Annotated in this window: 13 protein-coding genes and 1 tRNA gene; 4 read left to right on the top strand and 10 right to left on the bottom strand. The window is 54.2% G+C overall.

What is annotated here, in order from left to right; translation table 11 throughout:
- Positions 1 to 56: 56 nt before the first annotated feature.
- The 9 genes from ACJJIF_RS14110 to ACJJIF_RS14070 all read right to left on the bottom strand — a co-directional run bounded on the left by ACJJIF_RS14110 (position 57) and on the right by ACJJIF_RS14070 (position 11,760).
- A complete protein-coding gene (locus ACJJIF_RS14110) occupies positions 57 to 821 on the bottom strand; it encodes a hypothetical protein (protein ID WP_444928978.1) in 765 nt (254 codons plus the stop codon).
- A 1,260-nt stretch (positions 822 to 2,081) separates the two neighbouring features.
- A complete protein-coding gene (locus ACJJIF_RS14105; protein ID WP_444928977.1) occupies positions 2,082 to 4,433 on the bottom strand; it encodes a BACON domain-containing protein in 2,352 nt (783 codons plus the stop codon).
- Positions 4,434 to 4,668: 235 nt separating this feature from the next.
- Positions 4,669 to 4,974, bottom strand: a complete 306-nt coding sequence (locus ACJJIF_RS14100) for a DUF6881 domain-containing protein (protein ID WP_444928976.1) — start codon at positions 4,972 to 4,974, stop codon at positions 4,669 to 4,671.
- 342 nt (positions 4,975 to 5,316) lie between these two features.
- Positions 5,317 to 5,392 (bottom strand) — tRNA-Phe (locus ACJJIF_RS14095).
- Positions 5,393 to 5,516: 124 nt separating this feature from the next.
- Entirely contained in the window at positions 5,517 to 5,792 is a 276-nt protein-coding gene (locus ACJJIF_RS14090) for an oxidative damage protection protein (protein ID WP_444928975.1), read from the bottom strand.
- Between the two features lie 14 nt (positions 5,793 to 5,806).
- On the bottom strand, positions 5,807 to 6,892 hold the full coding sequence (gene mutY / locus ACJJIF_RS14085; RefSeq protein ID WP_444928974.1) for an A/G-specific adenine glycosylase: 1,086 nt from the start codon (positions 6,890 to 6,892) through the stop codon (positions 5,807 to 5,809).
- A 79-nt stretch (positions 6,893 to 6,971) separates the two neighbouring features.
- On the bottom strand, positions 6,972 to 9,122 hold the full coding sequence (locus tag ACJJIF_RS14080; RefSeq protein ID WP_444928973.1) for an AsmA family protein: 2,151 nt from the start codon (positions 9,120 to 9,122) through the stop codon (positions 6,972 to 6,974).
- A 162-nt stretch (positions 9,123 to 9,284) separates the two neighbouring features.
- Positions 9,285 to 11,375, bottom strand: coding sequence for a TonB-dependent receptor (locus ACJJIF_RS14075; protein WP_444928972.1), 2,091 nt, complete (start codon positions 11,373 to 11,375; stop codon positions 9,285 to 9,287).
- 85 nt (positions 11,376 to 11,460) lie between these two features.
- Positions 11,461 to 11,760, bottom strand: a complete 300-nt coding sequence (locus ACJJIF_RS14070; protein WP_444928971.1) for a hypothetical protein — start codon at positions 11,758 to 11,760, stop codon at positions 11,461 to 11,463.
- Positions 11,761 to 11,876: 116 nt separating this feature from the next.
- On the opposite strand from ACJJIF_RS14070, the gene hisB reads away from it, so the two are divergent.
- From hisB to hisF, 4 genes are read left to right on the top strand one after another with little or no spacing between them, the layout of a single operon-like run.
- Complete coding sequence (hisB, locus tag ACJJIF_RS14065; protein ID WP_444928970.1) at positions 11,877 to 12,464, top strand: imidazoleglycerol-phosphate dehydratase HisB; 588 nt, start codon at positions 11,877 to 11,879, stop codon at positions 12,462 to 12,464.
- Positions 12,464 to 13,117 (top strand): imidazole glycerol phosphate synthase subunit HisH, encoded by a 654-nt coding sequence (gene hisH / locus ACJJIF_RS14060; RefSeq protein WP_444928969.1) that lies wholly within the window; start codon positions 12,464 to 12,466, stop codon positions 13,115 to 13,117. Before hisB ends, hisH begins: the two co-directional genes overlap by 1 nt.
- 48 nt (positions 13,118 to 13,165) lie before the next feature.
- Positions 13,166 to 13,897, top strand: a complete 732-nt coding sequence (gene hisA, locus ACJJIF_RS14055; RefSeq protein WP_444928968.1) for a 1-(5-phosphoribosyl)-5-[(5-phosphoribosylamino)methylideneamino]imidazole-4-carboxamide isomerase — start codon at positions 13,166 to 13,168, stop codon at positions 13,895 to 13,897.
- Positions 13,897 to 14,658, top strand: coding sequence for an imidazole glycerol phosphate synthase subunit HisF (hisF, locus tag ACJJIF_RS14050; protein WP_444928967.1), 762 nt, complete (start codon positions 13,897 to 13,899; stop codon positions 14,656 to 14,658). The genes hisA and hisF overlap by 1 nt, the downstream gene beginning before the upstream one ends.
- Positions 14,659 to 14,706: 48 nt before the next feature.
- Here the strand turns inward: hisF and ACJJIF_RS14045 are convergent, their stop codons facing one another.
- Positions 14,707 to 16,062 (bottom strand): S41 family peptidase, encoded by a 1,356-nt coding sequence (locus tag ACJJIF_RS14045; RefSeq protein WP_444928966.1) that lies wholly within the window; start codon positions 16,060 to 16,062, stop codon positions 14,707 to 14,709.
- Positions 16,063 to 16,122 lie beyond the last annotated feature (60 nt).

The raw sequence follows: 16,122 nt of genomic DNA, 5'->3' as shown, positions 1-16,122 counted from the left end.
AGCAGTCATAAGATTGGATGTGCGAGGATAAACTCGCTGACGGCCGGCCCCAGCAGTTAGTCAATATTTATCATAATTTCAGCCAGTGCAGGCTCTTTGGCACCCATGGGGGAATCTCCCAGTAGGTTTTTCATATCGGCATAGGACAGTTGAATCAGGCGGTGTATGTCGTTGGCGGTATCGGTATTACAGGGGAAGCTGCCACTGACAAAAACGGAAATAGAATGGGTTCGTTGGGCATTGAAAATACGGATTTCCCGCCGGAAAAAATCATTGCCCCGGCAGGATGCGGCTCTGCCAGCAGGAATATTATTGCCCGCTGGAACACTCAAGAGAACCTCTTTGGAGCGCTCCTCGAACGGGCCGCGCCTATAAATCAGCAGCTCCCGCAGCCCCTTGGAAACCGGATGGTTGAATTCCAGGCCACTCAGCGCATCGACAATCTGCACATTTTCGATATCGTAGTAGTTATGTGCCTGTCGATTGAAAGGCCCCTTTAATCCATACAGGAGTTCGCGCAAGCGCTCGGAAACTTCTGATTGGAGCGGCTGCTTCTCAATTTCACCGATAAGCTCAGGGTCCGTTGGTAAGTAGAAATTGCCGAATTCTTTCAAGAGAGCTTTAGATTCGCGACTTGCCTCTTCATCTTGAAATAGCTGGTTGAGCACCCTCCGAATTGAAACTGCTCTGCTGTCCCCGTCAATTTGCAGCTCCAATTCGTTATTTCCCACCTTTACCCGCAGGGAGCCATTGCTTTCATTTTTATAAAGTAAAAGGCAAAAGCTCATAACAACAAGAACAATAATGCTCCCGTAAATCATATGGACATTCTTATTAGGCTTCCCTGCTGGCATATTTACCCCTATACAAAGCAAGAACTTATTTTGTTGTGACTATTCTCCTTGCGTCAACTGAATCGCAGGAAAAATGGCCTTTAATTTTACATTAGGCGGAATACTGATCCAATAATTCAAAACTTTTAAGTTCTATGTTTTCAGTCTCGATGGGTGGCTCCTATTGCAGAGGCGGCGGGTAGGTCTGTATCACCTCAAGGTGCTCCACTTAAGAGATCGCTGAGCAAGGCTGCATATTGCTCTACAAACACCTCCAGGACGTTTCTTTTCGACCTGGATAACTGTGCTCGATTCCTGGTCCTGCCTGTGTCGAAGTTTCACGTATAATATCTGTAGACTTGAAGGTCTATAGATATCTTGTGAAGCCATCTGAGGCTCACTAGCTTCTTAAAACGGTTTGCTACTTTTACTGGGTTGTTAACGTTGATACTGTATTGCTGAATGTCTTTATCTGATTTAAAAATAGGCAATATAGGATTTGTCGTAAAAGACCACAAAAAATACGCTAACTGAATATTTTTACGGGTGGTGATTTTTATCTCTAGCAAGATATATAGTGTAGCATTTTTCTATGTATCCGCTAGGTGATGTATGCACTAGCTGCCACTACCAACACCGTTAAAATCAGACTGCTATCTGAATTCAGCGTTTTAAGTGGTGAAAACTAGAGGCGAAGTAGGGTAAAAAATATATAATCATGGTTGATTTTTGGCGTTGAAATCTTTAGCTCGCGCCATTTATTTTAGGGCGAAGTGTATTTGTGCTTAGATCTATGGGGTGAGTGGGATGAAAGCTGTGTGCGGACGGTTTAAAAAGTTAGTCAAGGACGGCTTTGTTAAAGTGTTATGGTCAAGTCCAAGCGGACACCTCTTTAAGTATCTTTATCAAATTGGATTGGCTGGCATTGTATGTATTCTTTGTGAGTTGTAATAAGCAGTATGGGCCATTACATGTGCTCATGGCCCTTTGTTATAGGGTTTTTCCGTTAACTACCTCCACTTTAGGTCGCTAAGAAAAATTTCCAGCTGGTATGTTATTATAATAAGTTTCCTTTTTTACTTTTCTTTTATTCCTGCATTCAACTCTGAAGTGCATCATCCTTTAGGTTACGGCACCTTAGAATTGAATACAGGTAGGGTAAAGGCTGACCTCCTTTTAGAGTAAGAGGTCAGTAATTGGAAATTATTCAGAGGCTCCTTAAACAACTATCACATGGTTATCCAGCCGTTAATATTGATCAAGGTCATATAGGGTTATCATGCCGCCGAGGCTAATATGAAATAATTGCTTTCCATCGGGTGTTAAAAGCAGCTCGTCATTGAATTCATCGTTTACGGTGTCAATTATAGTCCCTGAAAAATTAATTGAGTCTCCTAGGCCAGATATAGTATATTCGGCAATATCTACTCCATTGCGATCGGCATAAAATCCACTACCGTCTGGTTTAAGTGCAAATGCTCTGTCAAAGCTTTCATTATAATCATTCCACGGTCTTCTCGTATTGTTGTATGGATAGATAAACTCATACTGGATTGGATATGATCCTGCATCACTTCTAGCGTAAATAACAGTCATATCTTTGGATGCTTGAGCTTGTCTATGGGAGCGTGAAGCAACGTTTCCAAGATCAACAGTACTTCTTTCTAATAGTAGGGTTTGTAGCCGGCTGTCAACTCTATAGAAGTCATTAAAATTATCATAAGAGCTGTTGTAATTCATTAAACCAAACCCTGAACCATCAGTTTCTTCAAAAATAAAACGGCTATACCCGTCTAATTCGAATTTATGACCAATAAATTGGCCAGGGTTTAAGTCAATAACTATAAGTTTGGTTTCTAGTGTAGATTCTCGTACTAAAGTTGCTGTTTCATCTGCGCTTAGGCGCAATTCATAGAGTCTACTAGTGGTTTCTTCGTTTACATGTCTAATAGTTGTTAGTTGTCCACTTTCTAAATCATTCATAGGATAACGAAAGAAAGTATAGCCAGCTTCAACAAGAATCAGGTCTTTCCCGTTAAAGCTGGTAGCAATTTGTCTTACATCGCATAGTTCTAAGTCTACACTGTTTGCACTTAGTCCAGTGCTGTCTAGAGTGATTTTTTGTAAAGTACTAGTACAAATATCATTTTCAGTATTTCCAGAAGAAATAATATAGAGGGCATTGTTGGCAGGGCTAAATGTAAAAGCTGAAATATTTATTTTACTATCAAAACTGTACCTAGAATTTATAGGGTTTAGCGCTTCAGTGACATGAAGGCTAGCTTGGTTTCGTTCAAAAATACCAGGATCGAACCATAACTGTGGTACATAGGTGCCTTCCGTTAAGCCAGAGCTGCTAATTAGAAGTTCATTCTCGGATCGGAACTCTTTTACAGGTAACTTTGTATTGCCGAAATTTAATTCGACTAGAGCTTCAGGGAAGCCGCGACCGCGCACCAATATATCCGTATCTGTCCCAGGCAGAGTTGCCCTGGGACCAAAACCACGGATTTGCGGCAGGGTCATATTAATTAAGCCTGTATAACTCTCATAAAATTGAGTGTTTGAAAACTGAAAATGATCAAACATTTCATCGTCAACTTTTAGGTTTAGATAAAATTTTGTATCTCCCATTGGCAGTCGATCGATGGATTCCTTGTCTAAAGTTAGGGTTACTGTCTGATTTCCAGTAGATGTGCCTTCTGTTTGTGAAAGCTTGATCCAGGGGTCGTAAGGAGCTGTCAAAGTCCAGGAAACCGGACGTTGAGTTGAGGTGGAGAGAGTTAAAGTCCGGGTTAAATCCTCTAGATTACTCTTAGAGTCAAAAGTGAAATTTAAGTCTCCATCTAGTGATATTGCGGGATTAACCTTTATTTCTACCTTGGGGCCTTGAAATCTTCGTACAGCGCCAGATGCAGCTGTTGCGGTGATAATAGTCGTCCCATCTATAATTTCAGAGGGATTCCCAGTATAAGGGGTTATTGTCACTAGCCCTTCCGAACTATTAATGTCAGAACTGGCATATTGATATGGTTTTAGATGGTAATTGTTCCAATTTATATAAGCTGACCATTCTGAAAAAGAATCACCAGCCCATTTAACTTTAAATGATTTTGGGCTCGGTGCTTCCGTATCTACCTCATTCATAGAGAAGGTAATTGGAGAATCGTCTACAATTATTGAGGGGCCGCCGGTAATTGTTGTTTGGACTTTGATGGTCTTCTGAGCTTTTGTTCCTTTTGAACAAACATTATCACTACACGCCGATACTGTAACTGTCTCATAATAGGTTTTTGATTCGTCAAAGGAGCTCGGGGCTTTTGGAGTTATTTTTATTTTTGCTTTATTTGAGTTGTTAGTACTAAGTACGGCTGAAGACAGAGCATCTCCAGAGGAGGAAACACTTAAATAAAGGTTTCCGCTATTCGAGGTTACGGTAATCTCTTTAGTCGGCAAATCCGACTCATCCCAACTAGCTTCAAACTCCAAGTTATTTGTTGAAAGAGAGAATCCCCCTGAGTCGCTAGAGCCTCCCCCTCCTGATCCGCCGCAACCCACAAGAAGAAAAAAGCTAAAGGTGCTAAACATCAAGCCTTTCATTTGGTAACTCCATGTTGTAATTCGGTCAAGTATAGCAATACGATGAATTCCAATCAGCTGTTAACTTTCTCTGTAATTTGATGGGGGATAAGGCTAAATATGTAAACCAGAGTTGAATGCAAGAAATCAATCCTCCATTGATAATTTCGAAACCACACAACCCTATAGATATCTCACCGGTAGATTTTGACTTCCCAATAAGTGTATTGGTCGCAAAGTCTTGATCTTTTTTTATTCAAGAAAATCCCTGGGACTTTTCACAGCTCTCTATTGCTTCCTTCCATTTGGCTTCAAATTGCTGGTATGTAATGGCCTTTATATAAAACTCGGATTGCTTGGAAATTTCGGCTAAAGGGGGGACGGTTGTGATTCCGAGTTTTGTTGTTTTTGATGATACATGTTGGGAGGCAAAGCCTAGTGATCCATCTTTGAAAACCTCTACCTTTCGGGTTTCAAAGCGATCGCCGTTGAGTTCACTGTAAAATTCCACCGGGTAGTTTTCTGGGCTGTTATGCCACTTTGAGTAAATATAAGAAGGCATGGGTCACCTCGATTTAGTTCTTTCGCGGCCGGTTAGCCTTTGGGTAATGTCCAAGGGTTTTAAGCTTGCTATCAAGTGGGCATGTTTTTGTTCATAAAGCATATTCAAGCCCTGCCTATTTTGGGCGCTTTTGGGTTTGATGAAATTATGCCAGCGGTCAGTGCCCGGGGGGATTTGCTAAGAAGCGGATTTCACACTTTGAAGAATTGCCAAAGGGTATTGCGCGGCAAGATGATTTTGCGTTGAGGCAACGTCGACACTTTGAGGGATATTGCCGCTGAAATTTTTAGGGCGCTAGAATTAAAAAACCCGCGAAAGCGAGTGCTTGCGCGGGTTTAAAAATGGTGCCCGGAGGCGGAATCGAACCACCGACACGGGGATTTTCAATCCCCTGCTCTACCGACTGAGCTATCCGGGCTTTGCGATCTTGCTGGGCTTCCCCTGCGTCGCGAGGCACGTATTAAAGCTCTTCTCCGGGTCAGAGTCAACCCCTTGATTATAAAAAAGTTTTTTCTTTGCCGGAGACGCTTGGCAGAGCCGTATTACTGCTGTTCCGGCGGTACGTAGCCGTCGGCTGCGTCGTACTCTTCACCGCTTAAGAACTTCATCATCTGCTCGCTCAGGTAGGCGCGGCTGGAGGGCTCCATCATATTCAGGTGTTTTTCGTTGATCAGCATGGTCTGGTGGGACATCCACTCCCGCCAGGCCTTCTTGGAAACATGTTCGAAGATGTCCACGCCCTTGGGGCCGGGGAAGGGCGGTGCATCCAGACCTTCCAATTCCTCTTGGTACTTGCGGCAGAATACGGTTCTGGACATGACTCCTCCTGATTTTAGTCGGCAGTGATCGGGGCGAGCAGGGGGGCCTGCAACGCCAGTAGTTGTTTTGCCAGCTTGACGATAGGGGCGGGTAGCCCCAGCTCCTGGGCCGCGCGAGGGCGGTTTAAACGCCGCAGTTTATACCAGCCAGCGCCGCTCTCCGCCACCTGTGCGGGGACTTTGTCCAACTGTATCCACAGCGGGGAAATCTCCAGGTGAAAATGGGTAAAGGTGTGGCGCAGGGTCGGCAGGGCCTGGGTGTCAGCAGCGCGCCAGCGCCGCGCTTTCAGCCAGGTGGCGGCGTTGTCGCTTTTCGGTGGGCACCAGAGTCCGCCCCAGATGCCACTGGGGGGGCGCTGCTCCAGGTAGATCTCACCTCTGTGTTCGAGCAGGAGCAGGGTGGCAGTGCGCAGCGGCTTTTCCTTGCGCGGTTTCTTGCCGGGGTAGTCCTGGGGATTGCCCTGGGCGTGGGCCGCGCAGGATTTTCTCAGCGGGCACTCCCCGCAGCGGGGCTTGGAGCGGGTACATAGGGTGGCACCCAGATCCATCATCACCTGGGTGTAGTCGTTTACGCGCTTGTTCGGGGTGTAGGTCTCCGCCAGCTCCCACAGCTGATTGGCGACTGCTGTCTGTCCGGGCCAGCCCTCCACGGCGTGAAAGCGGGCCAGTACCCGTTTGACGTTGCCATCGAGGATCGGTGCGCGGAGCCCCATACTGATACTGGCGATAGCGCCGGCGGTGGAGCGGCCGATACCGCTCAACTCGATCAGTGCCTCCAGGTCGCGGGGAAACTCCCCGCCGTGCTCTGCCACTACCGTCTGTGCGCACTTGTGCAGGTTGCGGGCGCGGGCGTAGTAGCCGAGGCCGCTCCAGTGGGCCAGCACCCGGTCCTGGGGGGCGCGGGCGAGGCTTTCCAGGGTGGGAAAGCTCTGCATAAAGCGCTCAAAGTAGGGGATCACGGTGGCGACCTGGGTCTGTTGCAGCATAATTTCGGACACCCACACCCGGTAGGGGTTGATGTCCTGCTGCCAGGGCAGGTCTTTGCGCCCGTGTTGGTCGAACCATTTCAGGGCGGCATTTTGGAACTGCTTTGGGGTCATGGGGGTACTGCGGGCTGGAGTCTGTGATGGATACCTGCAACCGCGTACCGGGTGGTCCCGGTACACGCTGCGCTGGGCCTTAGCGGCCGAACAGATTTTTCAATTTTTCTTTCAGTTCGTCGACCTTTTCTTCCACTTTATCGCCATATTTTTTTTCGGCTTTGTACTTCAGCTCCTCCCGCACCAAGTCGTCGAGGCGACGGCTGTCGGGTTTGCAGGTGCTGATGTCCACATCGTCGAAGTCGCCCTTGCAGCGCAGGGGCAGCGGGCGGTTGCGCCAGCGCGGGTTGCGCACGGTACAGCCGTCGGCGGAGGTGCTCTCACCCACCAGGGCCAGGCCGAGTTTGAAGTCGAAGTCCTGTTTCTTCAGGTCCACCTCCCCGTCGCCGGTCAGGGCAATATTTTCGATGCCGGCGAGAATCTCGCTCACGTCCACCTGATCGCCTTTCACTGCGATAATGGCGCGCAGGTCCTGAAGGCCGGTGCTGTCGGGCCAGTCCCGGGTGGGCATCTCGGTATTTTCGGCGTAGCTGAACAGCTGGCACATGTTTTTCTCCAAGTTGAATGGAGAGATGGACATCGCCGCGCTGGAAACCTCGACGGCGGCGCGCAGGTTCTTCTCCAGGGCCGCCGCAGTTTTGCCCTTGGTGGTGGCACTCCAGTTGACGCTGGCTTTACCGGCCAGCTGCACGTCTTCACTGGGGAAGAGCGCGGCCTGTATCTTGCCGATATCCACGCCGGTAAGGCCGCCGCGTATTTGCGCTTCGGCGGCTTGGGCGCGGGCGTTGAGCTGGCCGCTGCTATTGAGCTGGCCGCCATAGATATCCGCGCTCAATTTTTGCAGGCGGTAGAGGCCGTTATCCACAGTGAGTTGGATTTCCGGGCTGTCCATTTGCAGGTCGGCGGCTTGCAGTTGGTCCAGCGCCAGGCTGATATTGGCATTGAAGCCGCGCAGGTCGCTCAGTGGCAGGGGTACTTGCTCAGTGGCTTGTGTATTCGCGGGCTTGGATTGCTCTTGGGGCGCCGGCTGATTCTGCGCCGCTTGCGCTGCGGGGTTTCCGTCAGCGGCAGTGGGAGTTTCAGCCGTTTCCTCGGTACCTGTGGGAGGCACCTGCGCCGGTGTGGCTGTGCCTTCTTCCGGCGTTGGGGGCAGGTAGTTATCCAGGTTCAAGGCGCCGCCGCGCAGACTCAGGTCCAGTCCGGGCATTTCCGCGTTGCGCAGCTGGGCGTTGCCGCTAAAGGTGACGTCGTCCAGTTGCAGTTGCAGTGGTGTCAGATCGAGTTTTTGCTCGCTGCCCTCCACACTGGCCTCGATACTCAACTTTTGCAGCGCCGCCTTATCGCGGGTATCGATTTCGCTGCCGGTCAGTTCAAACCAGGGGCGCAGCGGGTTGGCATCGGCGTTGATATTCAGCTGTATGCGCCAGGGCTGGGTGCTGTTGTCCCGGCGCAGTGAGCCGCGGATATGCAGGCTGGCCTTGGCGCTGTTCACTGAGGTGAGATCCACTTGCAGCGGCTGTAGGAGTAGCCCGTTGAGCCCCTCGTCCACAGCCAGGGTGCTGTCGATTTTCAGTTGCAGTGGGTGTTTGAGATCGCTGCCAGTTAAGTCTGCGGCGGCGGTGAGCTTGCCCGGTTCACCGCCCGGCACCAGATTGATAGCGCTGACCTGTAGGTCTTGGACTCTGTACTCTTTATGGGTTTGGGCATTGCTGTAGAGCACCAGTCCCTTTTCGATACGCAGTTTTTGCAGGCTCAGGTCCACCTGTTGCTGTGCCGGTGCCTCCTGCTCCTTGGGGAGGGCGAGCTTGGGGGGCTGTTTGCTCTGCGCTTCCAGGGCCTCGCTGATCAGCTCCCAGTTGCCGCGTCCCTCCCGATCGACGCTGAGCTCGATTTGCGGGGCGACCAGAACGATTTCCTCGGCTTCCACTTTGCGCTGTAGCAGGGGTTTGAGAGCCACGCCGATGGCGATTTTGTCCGCTTTGACCAGGGTCTGTTTGGGTAGCTGTAGCGGCGCCAATTGCACATCCTCTAATTGCAGACCGATCTTGGGCCACAGTTGCCAGCCGATATCGCCTTGCAGTTGCAGGGAGATGCCCTGCTCGGCGGCGAGCTTTTCCAGCTGCGGTTTGTATTGGTTGATGTCGAGCCCGGCGAGCAGCCAGGCGACGGCGCCGGCAAGTAGCAGGAAGACGATCAAAAGAGCGATAAAAGTGCGCTTGATCCAGGCCATGGAGTGCATTGTCCCTATTTATTAGTCGTGTGGTGTCACGGGTATGACGCCGCTGCGCGGCTCGGTGTTCCCGCGCAATTCTACAGAGAGGTTATGCCGGAATTGTAGGAAATGCAGCCCCGCGCGGCTGGAAATGCGCTGCGGGGCTGTTTAAAGGAGGGATTAGAAAATAAAGCGCACACCGGCTTCGATGCTGCGGCCGGCTTCAGGGGCGTAGTCGCGCAGCAGTGAGGTGGAGTTGCGAATCTCTTCGTCGAGCAGATTGCGGGCGCTGGCGAAGATCACCGCGTCGCTGCTGCCGATATTGAAGTTGTAGTGGGCACTCAGATCCATACGGGTATAGCCGTCGGTCTCCTCTTCGTAGGCGCCGGCGCGATCCTGGTCCGCCGCTTCAGTCGTGCGCCACTCCCAGCCCCACTGCTCGTACTCGCCTCCCAGGGCGAGACCCAGGCGCAGGGGCGGCATACGCGGTACGTCGGAACTCTCAGCGGCGATATCCTCGTCGAAGCTCGCGCGCACAACATCGCCAAACAGGGTCAGGTAGAGGTTGCTGCGCAGGGGGAGTTTCACCGAGGCTTCGGCACCGTAGAAGGTGGCATCGCGATTGGCGTAGGCGTAGATGGGCAGCTCTTCCTCTTCGTCCTCAAGACCGGTGTTCTGCGAATAGATGTAGTCGCCGATGCGGTTGTAGAAGACGCTGGCTTCAATCTGCGCCGCGTGCCAGCCGCTGGCCGCTTCGTTGTGGTGGTGATAGCCCAGCTCCAGGTTGAAGGAGCGCTCTTTGTCCAGTTCGCTGTTACCGATCAGGTAGCGGGACTCGGCCAGGTGCTCGCCGTCGGCAAACAGCTCTTCGGCCACCGGGGCGCGCTCGGAGTGGGTGGCGCCGACGCTGATATGCTGGTGCTCTTGCAGGAAGTACTGCAGGGTGGCGCTGGTGCTGAACAGGTCAAAGTCGCGATCTTCAGCCGTGTCCGGGTCGATATCGACACGCTCAATACGCGCGCCCAAATCCAGGTGCCAGTTGCCCCACTCGCGCTCTTTCATGGTGAAGAGGCCGGCGCTGCGGGTGCGGGAGGGCTGGATAAACGCCTCGTCGCCCACTGCGGCAAAGTCTTTATCGGACAACTGCAAACCGTAGGCGCCGCGCCACTCGCTGCCGCTGTCATGGGTAATTTCCAGGCGGCCCTCCCAGGCTTCATTGGTAAAGCGGGTGCCGGGCTCGCCCTCTTCCAACTCGACGTGCTCGTAGTCGTTGTAGCCGATACGCAGGCGCATCTTGTCCCAGTAATTGCTGTCGAAGCGATGCTCGCCTTTGAAGTCGTAGCGGGTTTGCGCCATATCGATGCGCACGGCTTCGACTTCGCTCTCCTCCTCGTGATCTTCCTCCTCCTCTTCCTCTTCGTGGTGGTGCTCGTGAGTGCCGAGGGGGATACCGTAGTTGTTCTCCAGCTTGTTCACCGACAGGCCGAAATAACCGCTGTCAGTAATCCAGGAAACACCACCGCTGTAGCTGTGGGCGCGGGCGCTGGTGTTGCCGACGTAACCGTCGGTATTGAATTCCTCGTGTTTTTCCTCGTCCTCGTCGTGCTCTTCGTGTTCCTCATGCTCGACGATGGCGAGGCCGGGGATTTCGGTATCGTCGTTTTCGCGGTAGACGCCGTCGAAATACCAGGCCAGTTGGCCGGTACCGCCGCTAAAACGGAATACTGAGGCATCCTGGTTGTTGGCGCTGTCGTGACGCAGTTCTAGCGCGCCTTCAACTTCCTCAGGCACTTCGGTGGGAATACGACCGTCGATAATATTTACCACTCCGCCGATAGCGCCGCTGCCGTAGCGCAGTGCCGCCGGTCCGCGCAGTATCTCGATGCGCTCCGCCAGCAGGGGTTCGATACTGGCGGCGTGATCGGCGCTAGTGCTGGAGGCGTCAGACACATCCAGGTTGTCGTTGAGGATTTTTACCCGGTTGGCGCTCTGGCCGCGAATCACCGGCAGGCCCACACCGCTGCCGAAGGAGGCGTTGGCTACTCCCGGTTGGTTCTTCAGGGTTTCGCCCAGGGTGGCGGAGGCGGCTTTGCGCAGGGTCTCGCCGGAGAGCACCGATACCGGGGCGGCCACCGCGTCGGCGGGCTTATCCAGGGGCGAGACGGTAACGTTAACTTCTTCGAGTTTGTTGCTGTTGTTGTCTTCTGCGGCGCAAATAGCGGGCACGGCCAGGCTGGCGATGGCCAGGGCCAAAGTGTTGAACTTAGACATTGGTGTTTTTATTCCTGTCACAGGCGGACATTGCCATACGCGCACAAGCGCGGGCAGTCGCTAAAAAATTATCGGTTTTTAGGGGTTAGCTGAGTGACAGGGAGAGGGGAGGGGCGCGCGCACTCTGGCGCTCTGGCTGGCAATCGCGGGCGCTTGGCGCAGAGGGCTGTTCGTAGTGACTTTGGGGCTCAGCCTGTACGAGCAGTGGCTCGCTGCCGAGTGCTGCGGGTGAATGCATACAGCACAGGTCACACATCTCTACCTGGCTGTTGCCCAGGTGGAAGTGCTCCGCCCACAGCGGCTGAGCTGCTACTACGGCGAGTAACAGAAACAGGCTGGCCCAGTAATGGGATTTTCGGCGCGTTAGAGTAACCATGCGCTGCATAATAGGGCGAAACCATCACGAATCAAGTTTCATTTGACACTAGAGAACCACAGGGGATGTCATTCATCCTATAATTTGCGCCCTCTGTCTTATCGTGCAAATAAGGATCGCTTTCGATGCGTACAGCTAGCGTCACCCGTGACACCCTGGAAACCAAGATTCAAGTCAGCGTTAACCTGGACGGCCAAGGCCATGGCAAGTTCGCGACTGGAGTGCCTTTCCTGGAGCATATGCTCGATCAAATTGCCCGCCACGGCATGATCGACATGGACATTAGCTGCGACGGCGATATCCATATCGACGACCACCATACGGTGGAGGACATCGGCATTACCCTGGGCAAGGCCATTACCGAGGCCCTGGGGGACAAGAAGGGCATGACCCGTTACGGCCACAGCTATGTCCCCTTGGACGAGGCGCTCTCGCGAGTGGTAATCGACTTCTCCGGGCGCCCCGGCCTGGTGATGGAGGTGCCTTTCACGCAAAAGCGGATCGGCAACTTTGATACCGAACTGTTTTTTGAATTCTTCCAGGGCTTCGTCAATCACGCCCTGGTCACTGTGCATATTGATTGCCTGCGCGGCCACAACGCCCACCACCAGGTGGAGACCGTATTTAAGGCCTTTGGCCGCGCCCTGCGTATGGCGCTGACCCCGGACCCGCGCATGGCCGGCACCATGCCCTCCACCAAAGGAGTGCTGTGATGGGGAAGATCGCAGTACTCGACTACGGTATGGGCAACCTGCACTCGGTGGCCAGCGCCCTGCACAAGGTGGCGCCTGAGGTTGACGTGGTGCTGGCGCAGACACCGGCACAGGCTGAGGGCGCAGAGCGCCTGGTGGTGCCCGGTGTGGGTGCCATTCGCGATTGTATGGCGGGGTTTGTGGAAGCGGGCTTCACCCCGCTGCTGCGTGATGCTATCAGCCTGGGCACCCCGGTGCTGGGTATCTGTGTGGGTATGCAGATTATGATGCAGCGCAGCGAGGAAAATAACGGTATCGATTGCCTGGGGATTTTCCCGCAGCCGGTGAAGTTCTTCGGCGACAATATTCCCCCGGCGCAGGGCGCCGAGCGCCTCAAAGTGCCGCATATGGGTTGGAATGGCGTGCAGCAGCGGCAGTCGCATCCCCTGTGGGCCGATATTGCCGATGACAGCCGTTTTTACTTTGTCCACAGTTACTATGTGCCGGCTGCTGAAAATCTGGATATTGCCGGGCAAACCGAATACGGCATTCCCCTGGCCGCCGCCGTTGCCAGGGAGAATATCTTCGCCACCCAGTTCCACCCGGAGAAGAGTGCCGAGGCCGGCTTGCAGCTGCTCAAGAATTTTGTCTACTGGAACGGTCGGGCCGAATAGCCTCAGCTCACCGATCACACTGAAATTACTGCCGATATAAGAAAAGACATGATTGTAATTCCCGCGATTGATTTAAAAGACGGCCAATGCGTGCGCCTGCGCCAGGGCGAAATGGACGACGCTACGGTATTTTCCGATGATCCCCTGGCCACTGCGCAGCACTGGGTGAACGAGGGCGCCAAACGCCTGCACCTGGTGGACCTGAACGGCGCCTTTGCCGGCAACCCGGTTAACGGCGAGGCAGTAACGGCTATAGCTAAACAATTTCCCGATTTACCGGTGCAAATTGGCGGAGGTATTCGCGACTTGCACACCATCGAGCGCTATCTGGATGCCGGTGTGCAGTGGGGGATTATCGGCACTGCGGCGGTCAAAAACCCCAAGCTGGTGGAAGAGGCGTGTCGCGAGTTCGAGGGCCACATTATTGTCGGGCTCGATGCCAAAGACGGTTTGGTGGCGACCGAGGGCTGGGCTGAGGTTTCCGAGCTGAAGGCGACCGAGCTGGCCAAGCGCTTTGCCGATTGTGGCGTCAGCTCTATTGTTTATACGGATATTGCCCGCGACGGCATGATGCAGGGCGTCAATATCGAGGCGACCCTGGAAATGGCCCGCGCAGTGCAGGTGCCCATCATTGCCTCCGGCGGAGTCAGCAGTATCGAGGATATCCAACAGCTGCTGGATGCCGGTGAAATCTACGGCGCCATCACCGGGCGGGCGATTTACGAAGACAAGCTGAACCTGCGCCAAGCGCAGCAGCTCTGCGACCAACGGAACAAGTAATGGCTCTGGCGAAACGTATTATTCCCTGTCTGGATGTGGACAACGGTCGCGTGGTGAAGGGCGTGAATTTTGTCGATATCCGCGATGCCGGTGACCCGGTGGAAATTGCCCGCCGCTACAACGAAGCGGGCGCCGACGAAATCACCTTCCTCGATATTACCGCCACCCACGAGCAGCGCGATACCATCCTGCACACCGTGGAGAAAATGGCCCACGAGGTGTTTATCCCCCTCACCGTCGGCGGTGGCGTGCGCACCCTGCAAGATATCCGCAATCTGCTCAATGCCGGTGCGGACAAGACCGCGATCAACTCCGCAGCGGTGAAAAATCCCGAGTTCGTGCGCGAGGCCGCCGAGCGCTTTGGCAGCCAGTGCATTGTAGTGGCCATTGATGCCAAACAGGTGGCTGAGGGCCGCTGGGAGATCTTTACCCATGGCGGGCGCCAGCCCACCGGCATTGATGCGCTGGCCTGGGCGCGGCAGATGGCCGAATACGGTGCCGGTGAAATCCTGCTGACCAGTATGGATCGCGACGGTACCAAGAACGGGTTTGACCTGGCCCTGACCCGGGCGGTTAGCGAGGCGGTTCAAGTACCGGTCATTGCTTCCGGCGGGGTGGGCGAGTTGCAGCACCTGGCCGATGGGGTCTTGCACGGCGGCGCCGATGCGGTATTGGCGGCGAGTATCTTCCACTTCGGCGAATACACCATTGCCGAGGCGAAGACGTTTATGCACAGCGCCGGGATAGAAATGCGCCTGTAGTCAGCGCAGAGATCGCGCGCGGCGGACCCTGTGGCCGCCGTATCGCGCTTACTGCTGTCCGTCTGCGCGGGCAAGGCGCTCGCGCAAGCCCCTGTCCCGCTCGGCGTAGAGATTGAGGCCCTTGAGCACATTGAGGGCCTCGAAGATTTGATTGTCCCGATCCATCCAGTCTTCGCGCTCCTCCTGTTCCCGCACGCGGTCTTCAGAGGTGCGCTCGGCACCGCCGTTGCCGTTGTCCAGGTGTCCGGCCAAATCGGCTTCGGTGGGCTGCGTAGAGTCGTCCACACGGGTGACTTTAACCCGTTCTACCACGATATCCGGCGTGATGCCCTGGGCTTGGATCGAGCGCCCATTGGGGGTGAAGTAGAGTGCGGTGGTCAGTTTGATGGCGCGCTCACTGGTGATCGGGATTACCGTTTGCACCGAGCCCTTGCCAAAGCTGTCGGTACCCATCACCACCGCGCGGCGGTGATCCTGTAGCGCGCCGGCGACAATTTCCGCCGCCGAGGCGGAGCCCGCGTTGATCAGGACTACCAGTGGCGCGCCCTCGGTCAAGTCGCCCGGTTCGGCCGAATAGCTCAGGTTAGCGGAGTCGCTGCGGCCCTCGGTATAGACCACCAGTCCCTCTTCCAGAAAGGCGTCGGCGACTTCCACCGAAGATTGCAGTACGCCACCGGGATTGTTGCGCAGGTCGATCACCAGCCCTTTCAGTGCGCCTTTCTTCTGCAACTTGATCAGTTCATCGGCCACATCGGCGCCTGTGTCCATTTGGAACTGGCTAATGCGCAGGTAGCCATAGCCCTCATCGAGCACCTTGCTGCGCACACTGCGCATGCGCACAGTATCCCGCTTGAGGGTGACATCGAAGGGCTTTTGGCCTTTGCGGGCGATGGTCAGGGTGACACTGCTGCCCTTGGGCCCGCGCATCCACTCCACCGCCTCATCCAGGCTCACGCCTTTCATGGACTTGCCCGACAGGCGCAGTATGACATCGCCGGCCTTGAGGCCCGCGCGGGAGGCGGGGGTATCGTCCATGGGGCTGACCACGGTGATATGGTCGTTTTCGATGCCCACTTCGAGCCCGAGGCCGGCAAATTCACCGGTAGTGTTGGCTTGCAGGTCGTCAAAGGAGCGGCGGTCCAGATAGGAAGAGTGGGGGTCGAGGCCCTGTAGCATCCCCTTGATGGCGTACTCCAGCAGAGTGCGGTCGTCCACCTCTTCGATATAGCCCTGGCGGATCTGCTCGAATACTTTGGCAAAGCTGCGCAGGTCCTCCAGCGGCAGGCGCGCGTCGCTGTCTGCGCTCACCTGGAGGGGGCTGTCGCCGGCGGTTAGACCCATTAAAGGCAGGGCTGTCAGAGCGGCTGCGCCAATCAAAGTGGTCAGCGCTTTGGGGATAAACATATTGTTATGACCTCTGCCTTATTTCTTCGCTACTTAGCGGAAGTGTAGACCGCAGAGATT

This window comes from Microbulbifer regidiadema (SeqCode) (genome assembly GCF_052467605.1).
This window is presented reverse-complemented; position numbering and strand designations above follow the sequence as displayed.

Excerpts from the sequence above, each read along its gene's own strand:
- hisB (WP_444928970.1), top strand. The coding sequence starts at position 11,877 with ATGCGTACAGCTAGCGTCACCCGTGACACCCTGGAAACCAAGATTCAA.
- ACJJIF_RS14070 (WP_444928971.1), bottom strand. The coding sequence starts at position 11,760 with ATGCAGCGCATGGTTACTCTAACGCGCCGAAAATCCCATTACTGGGCC.
- ACJJIF_RS14045 (WP_444928966.1), bottom strand. The coding sequence starts at position 16,062 with ATGTTTATCCCCAAAGCGCTGACCACTTTGATTGGCGCAGCCGCTCTG.
- mutY (WP_444928974.1), bottom strand. The coding sequence starts at position 6,892 with ATGACCCCAAAGCAGTTCCAAAATGCCGCCCTGAAATGGTTCGACCAA.
- ACJJIF_RS14080 (WP_444928973.1), bottom strand. The coding sequence starts at position 9,122 with ATGGCCTGGATCAAGCGCACTTTTATCGCTCTTTTGATCGTCTTCCTG.
- ACJJIF_RS14090 (WP_444928975.1), bottom strand. The coding sequence starts at position 5,792 with ATGTCCAGAACCGTATTCTGCCGCAAGTACCAAGAGGAATTGGAAGGT.
- ACJJIF_RS14110 (WP_444928978.1), bottom strand. The coding sequence starts at position 821 with ATGATTTACGGGAGCATTATTGTTCTTGTTGTTATGAGCTTTTGCCTT.
- hisF (WP_444928967.1), top strand. The coding sequence starts at position 13,897 with ATGGCTCTGGCGAAACGTATTATTCCCTGTCTGGATGTGGACAACGGT.
- hisH (WP_444928969.1), top strand. The coding sequence starts at position 12,464 with ATGGGGAAGATCGCAGTACTCGACTACGGTATGGGCAACCTGCACTCG.
- ACJJIF_RS14105 (WP_444928977.1), bottom strand. The coding sequence starts at position 4,433 with ATGAAAGGCTTGATGTTTAGCACCTTTAGCTTTTTTCTTCTTGTGGGT.
- ACJJIF_RS14100 (WP_444928976.1), bottom strand. The coding sequence starts at position 4,974 with ATGCCTTCTTATATTTACTCAAAGTGGCATAACAGCCCAGAAAACTAC.
- ACJJIF_RS14075 (WP_444928972.1), bottom strand. The coding sequence starts at position 11,375 with ATGTCTAAGTTCAACACTTTGGCCCTGGCCATCGCCAGCCTGGCCGTG.
- hisA (WP_444928968.1), top strand. The coding sequence starts at position 13,166 with ATGATTGTAATTCCCGCGATTGATTTAAAAGACGGCCAATGCGTGCGC.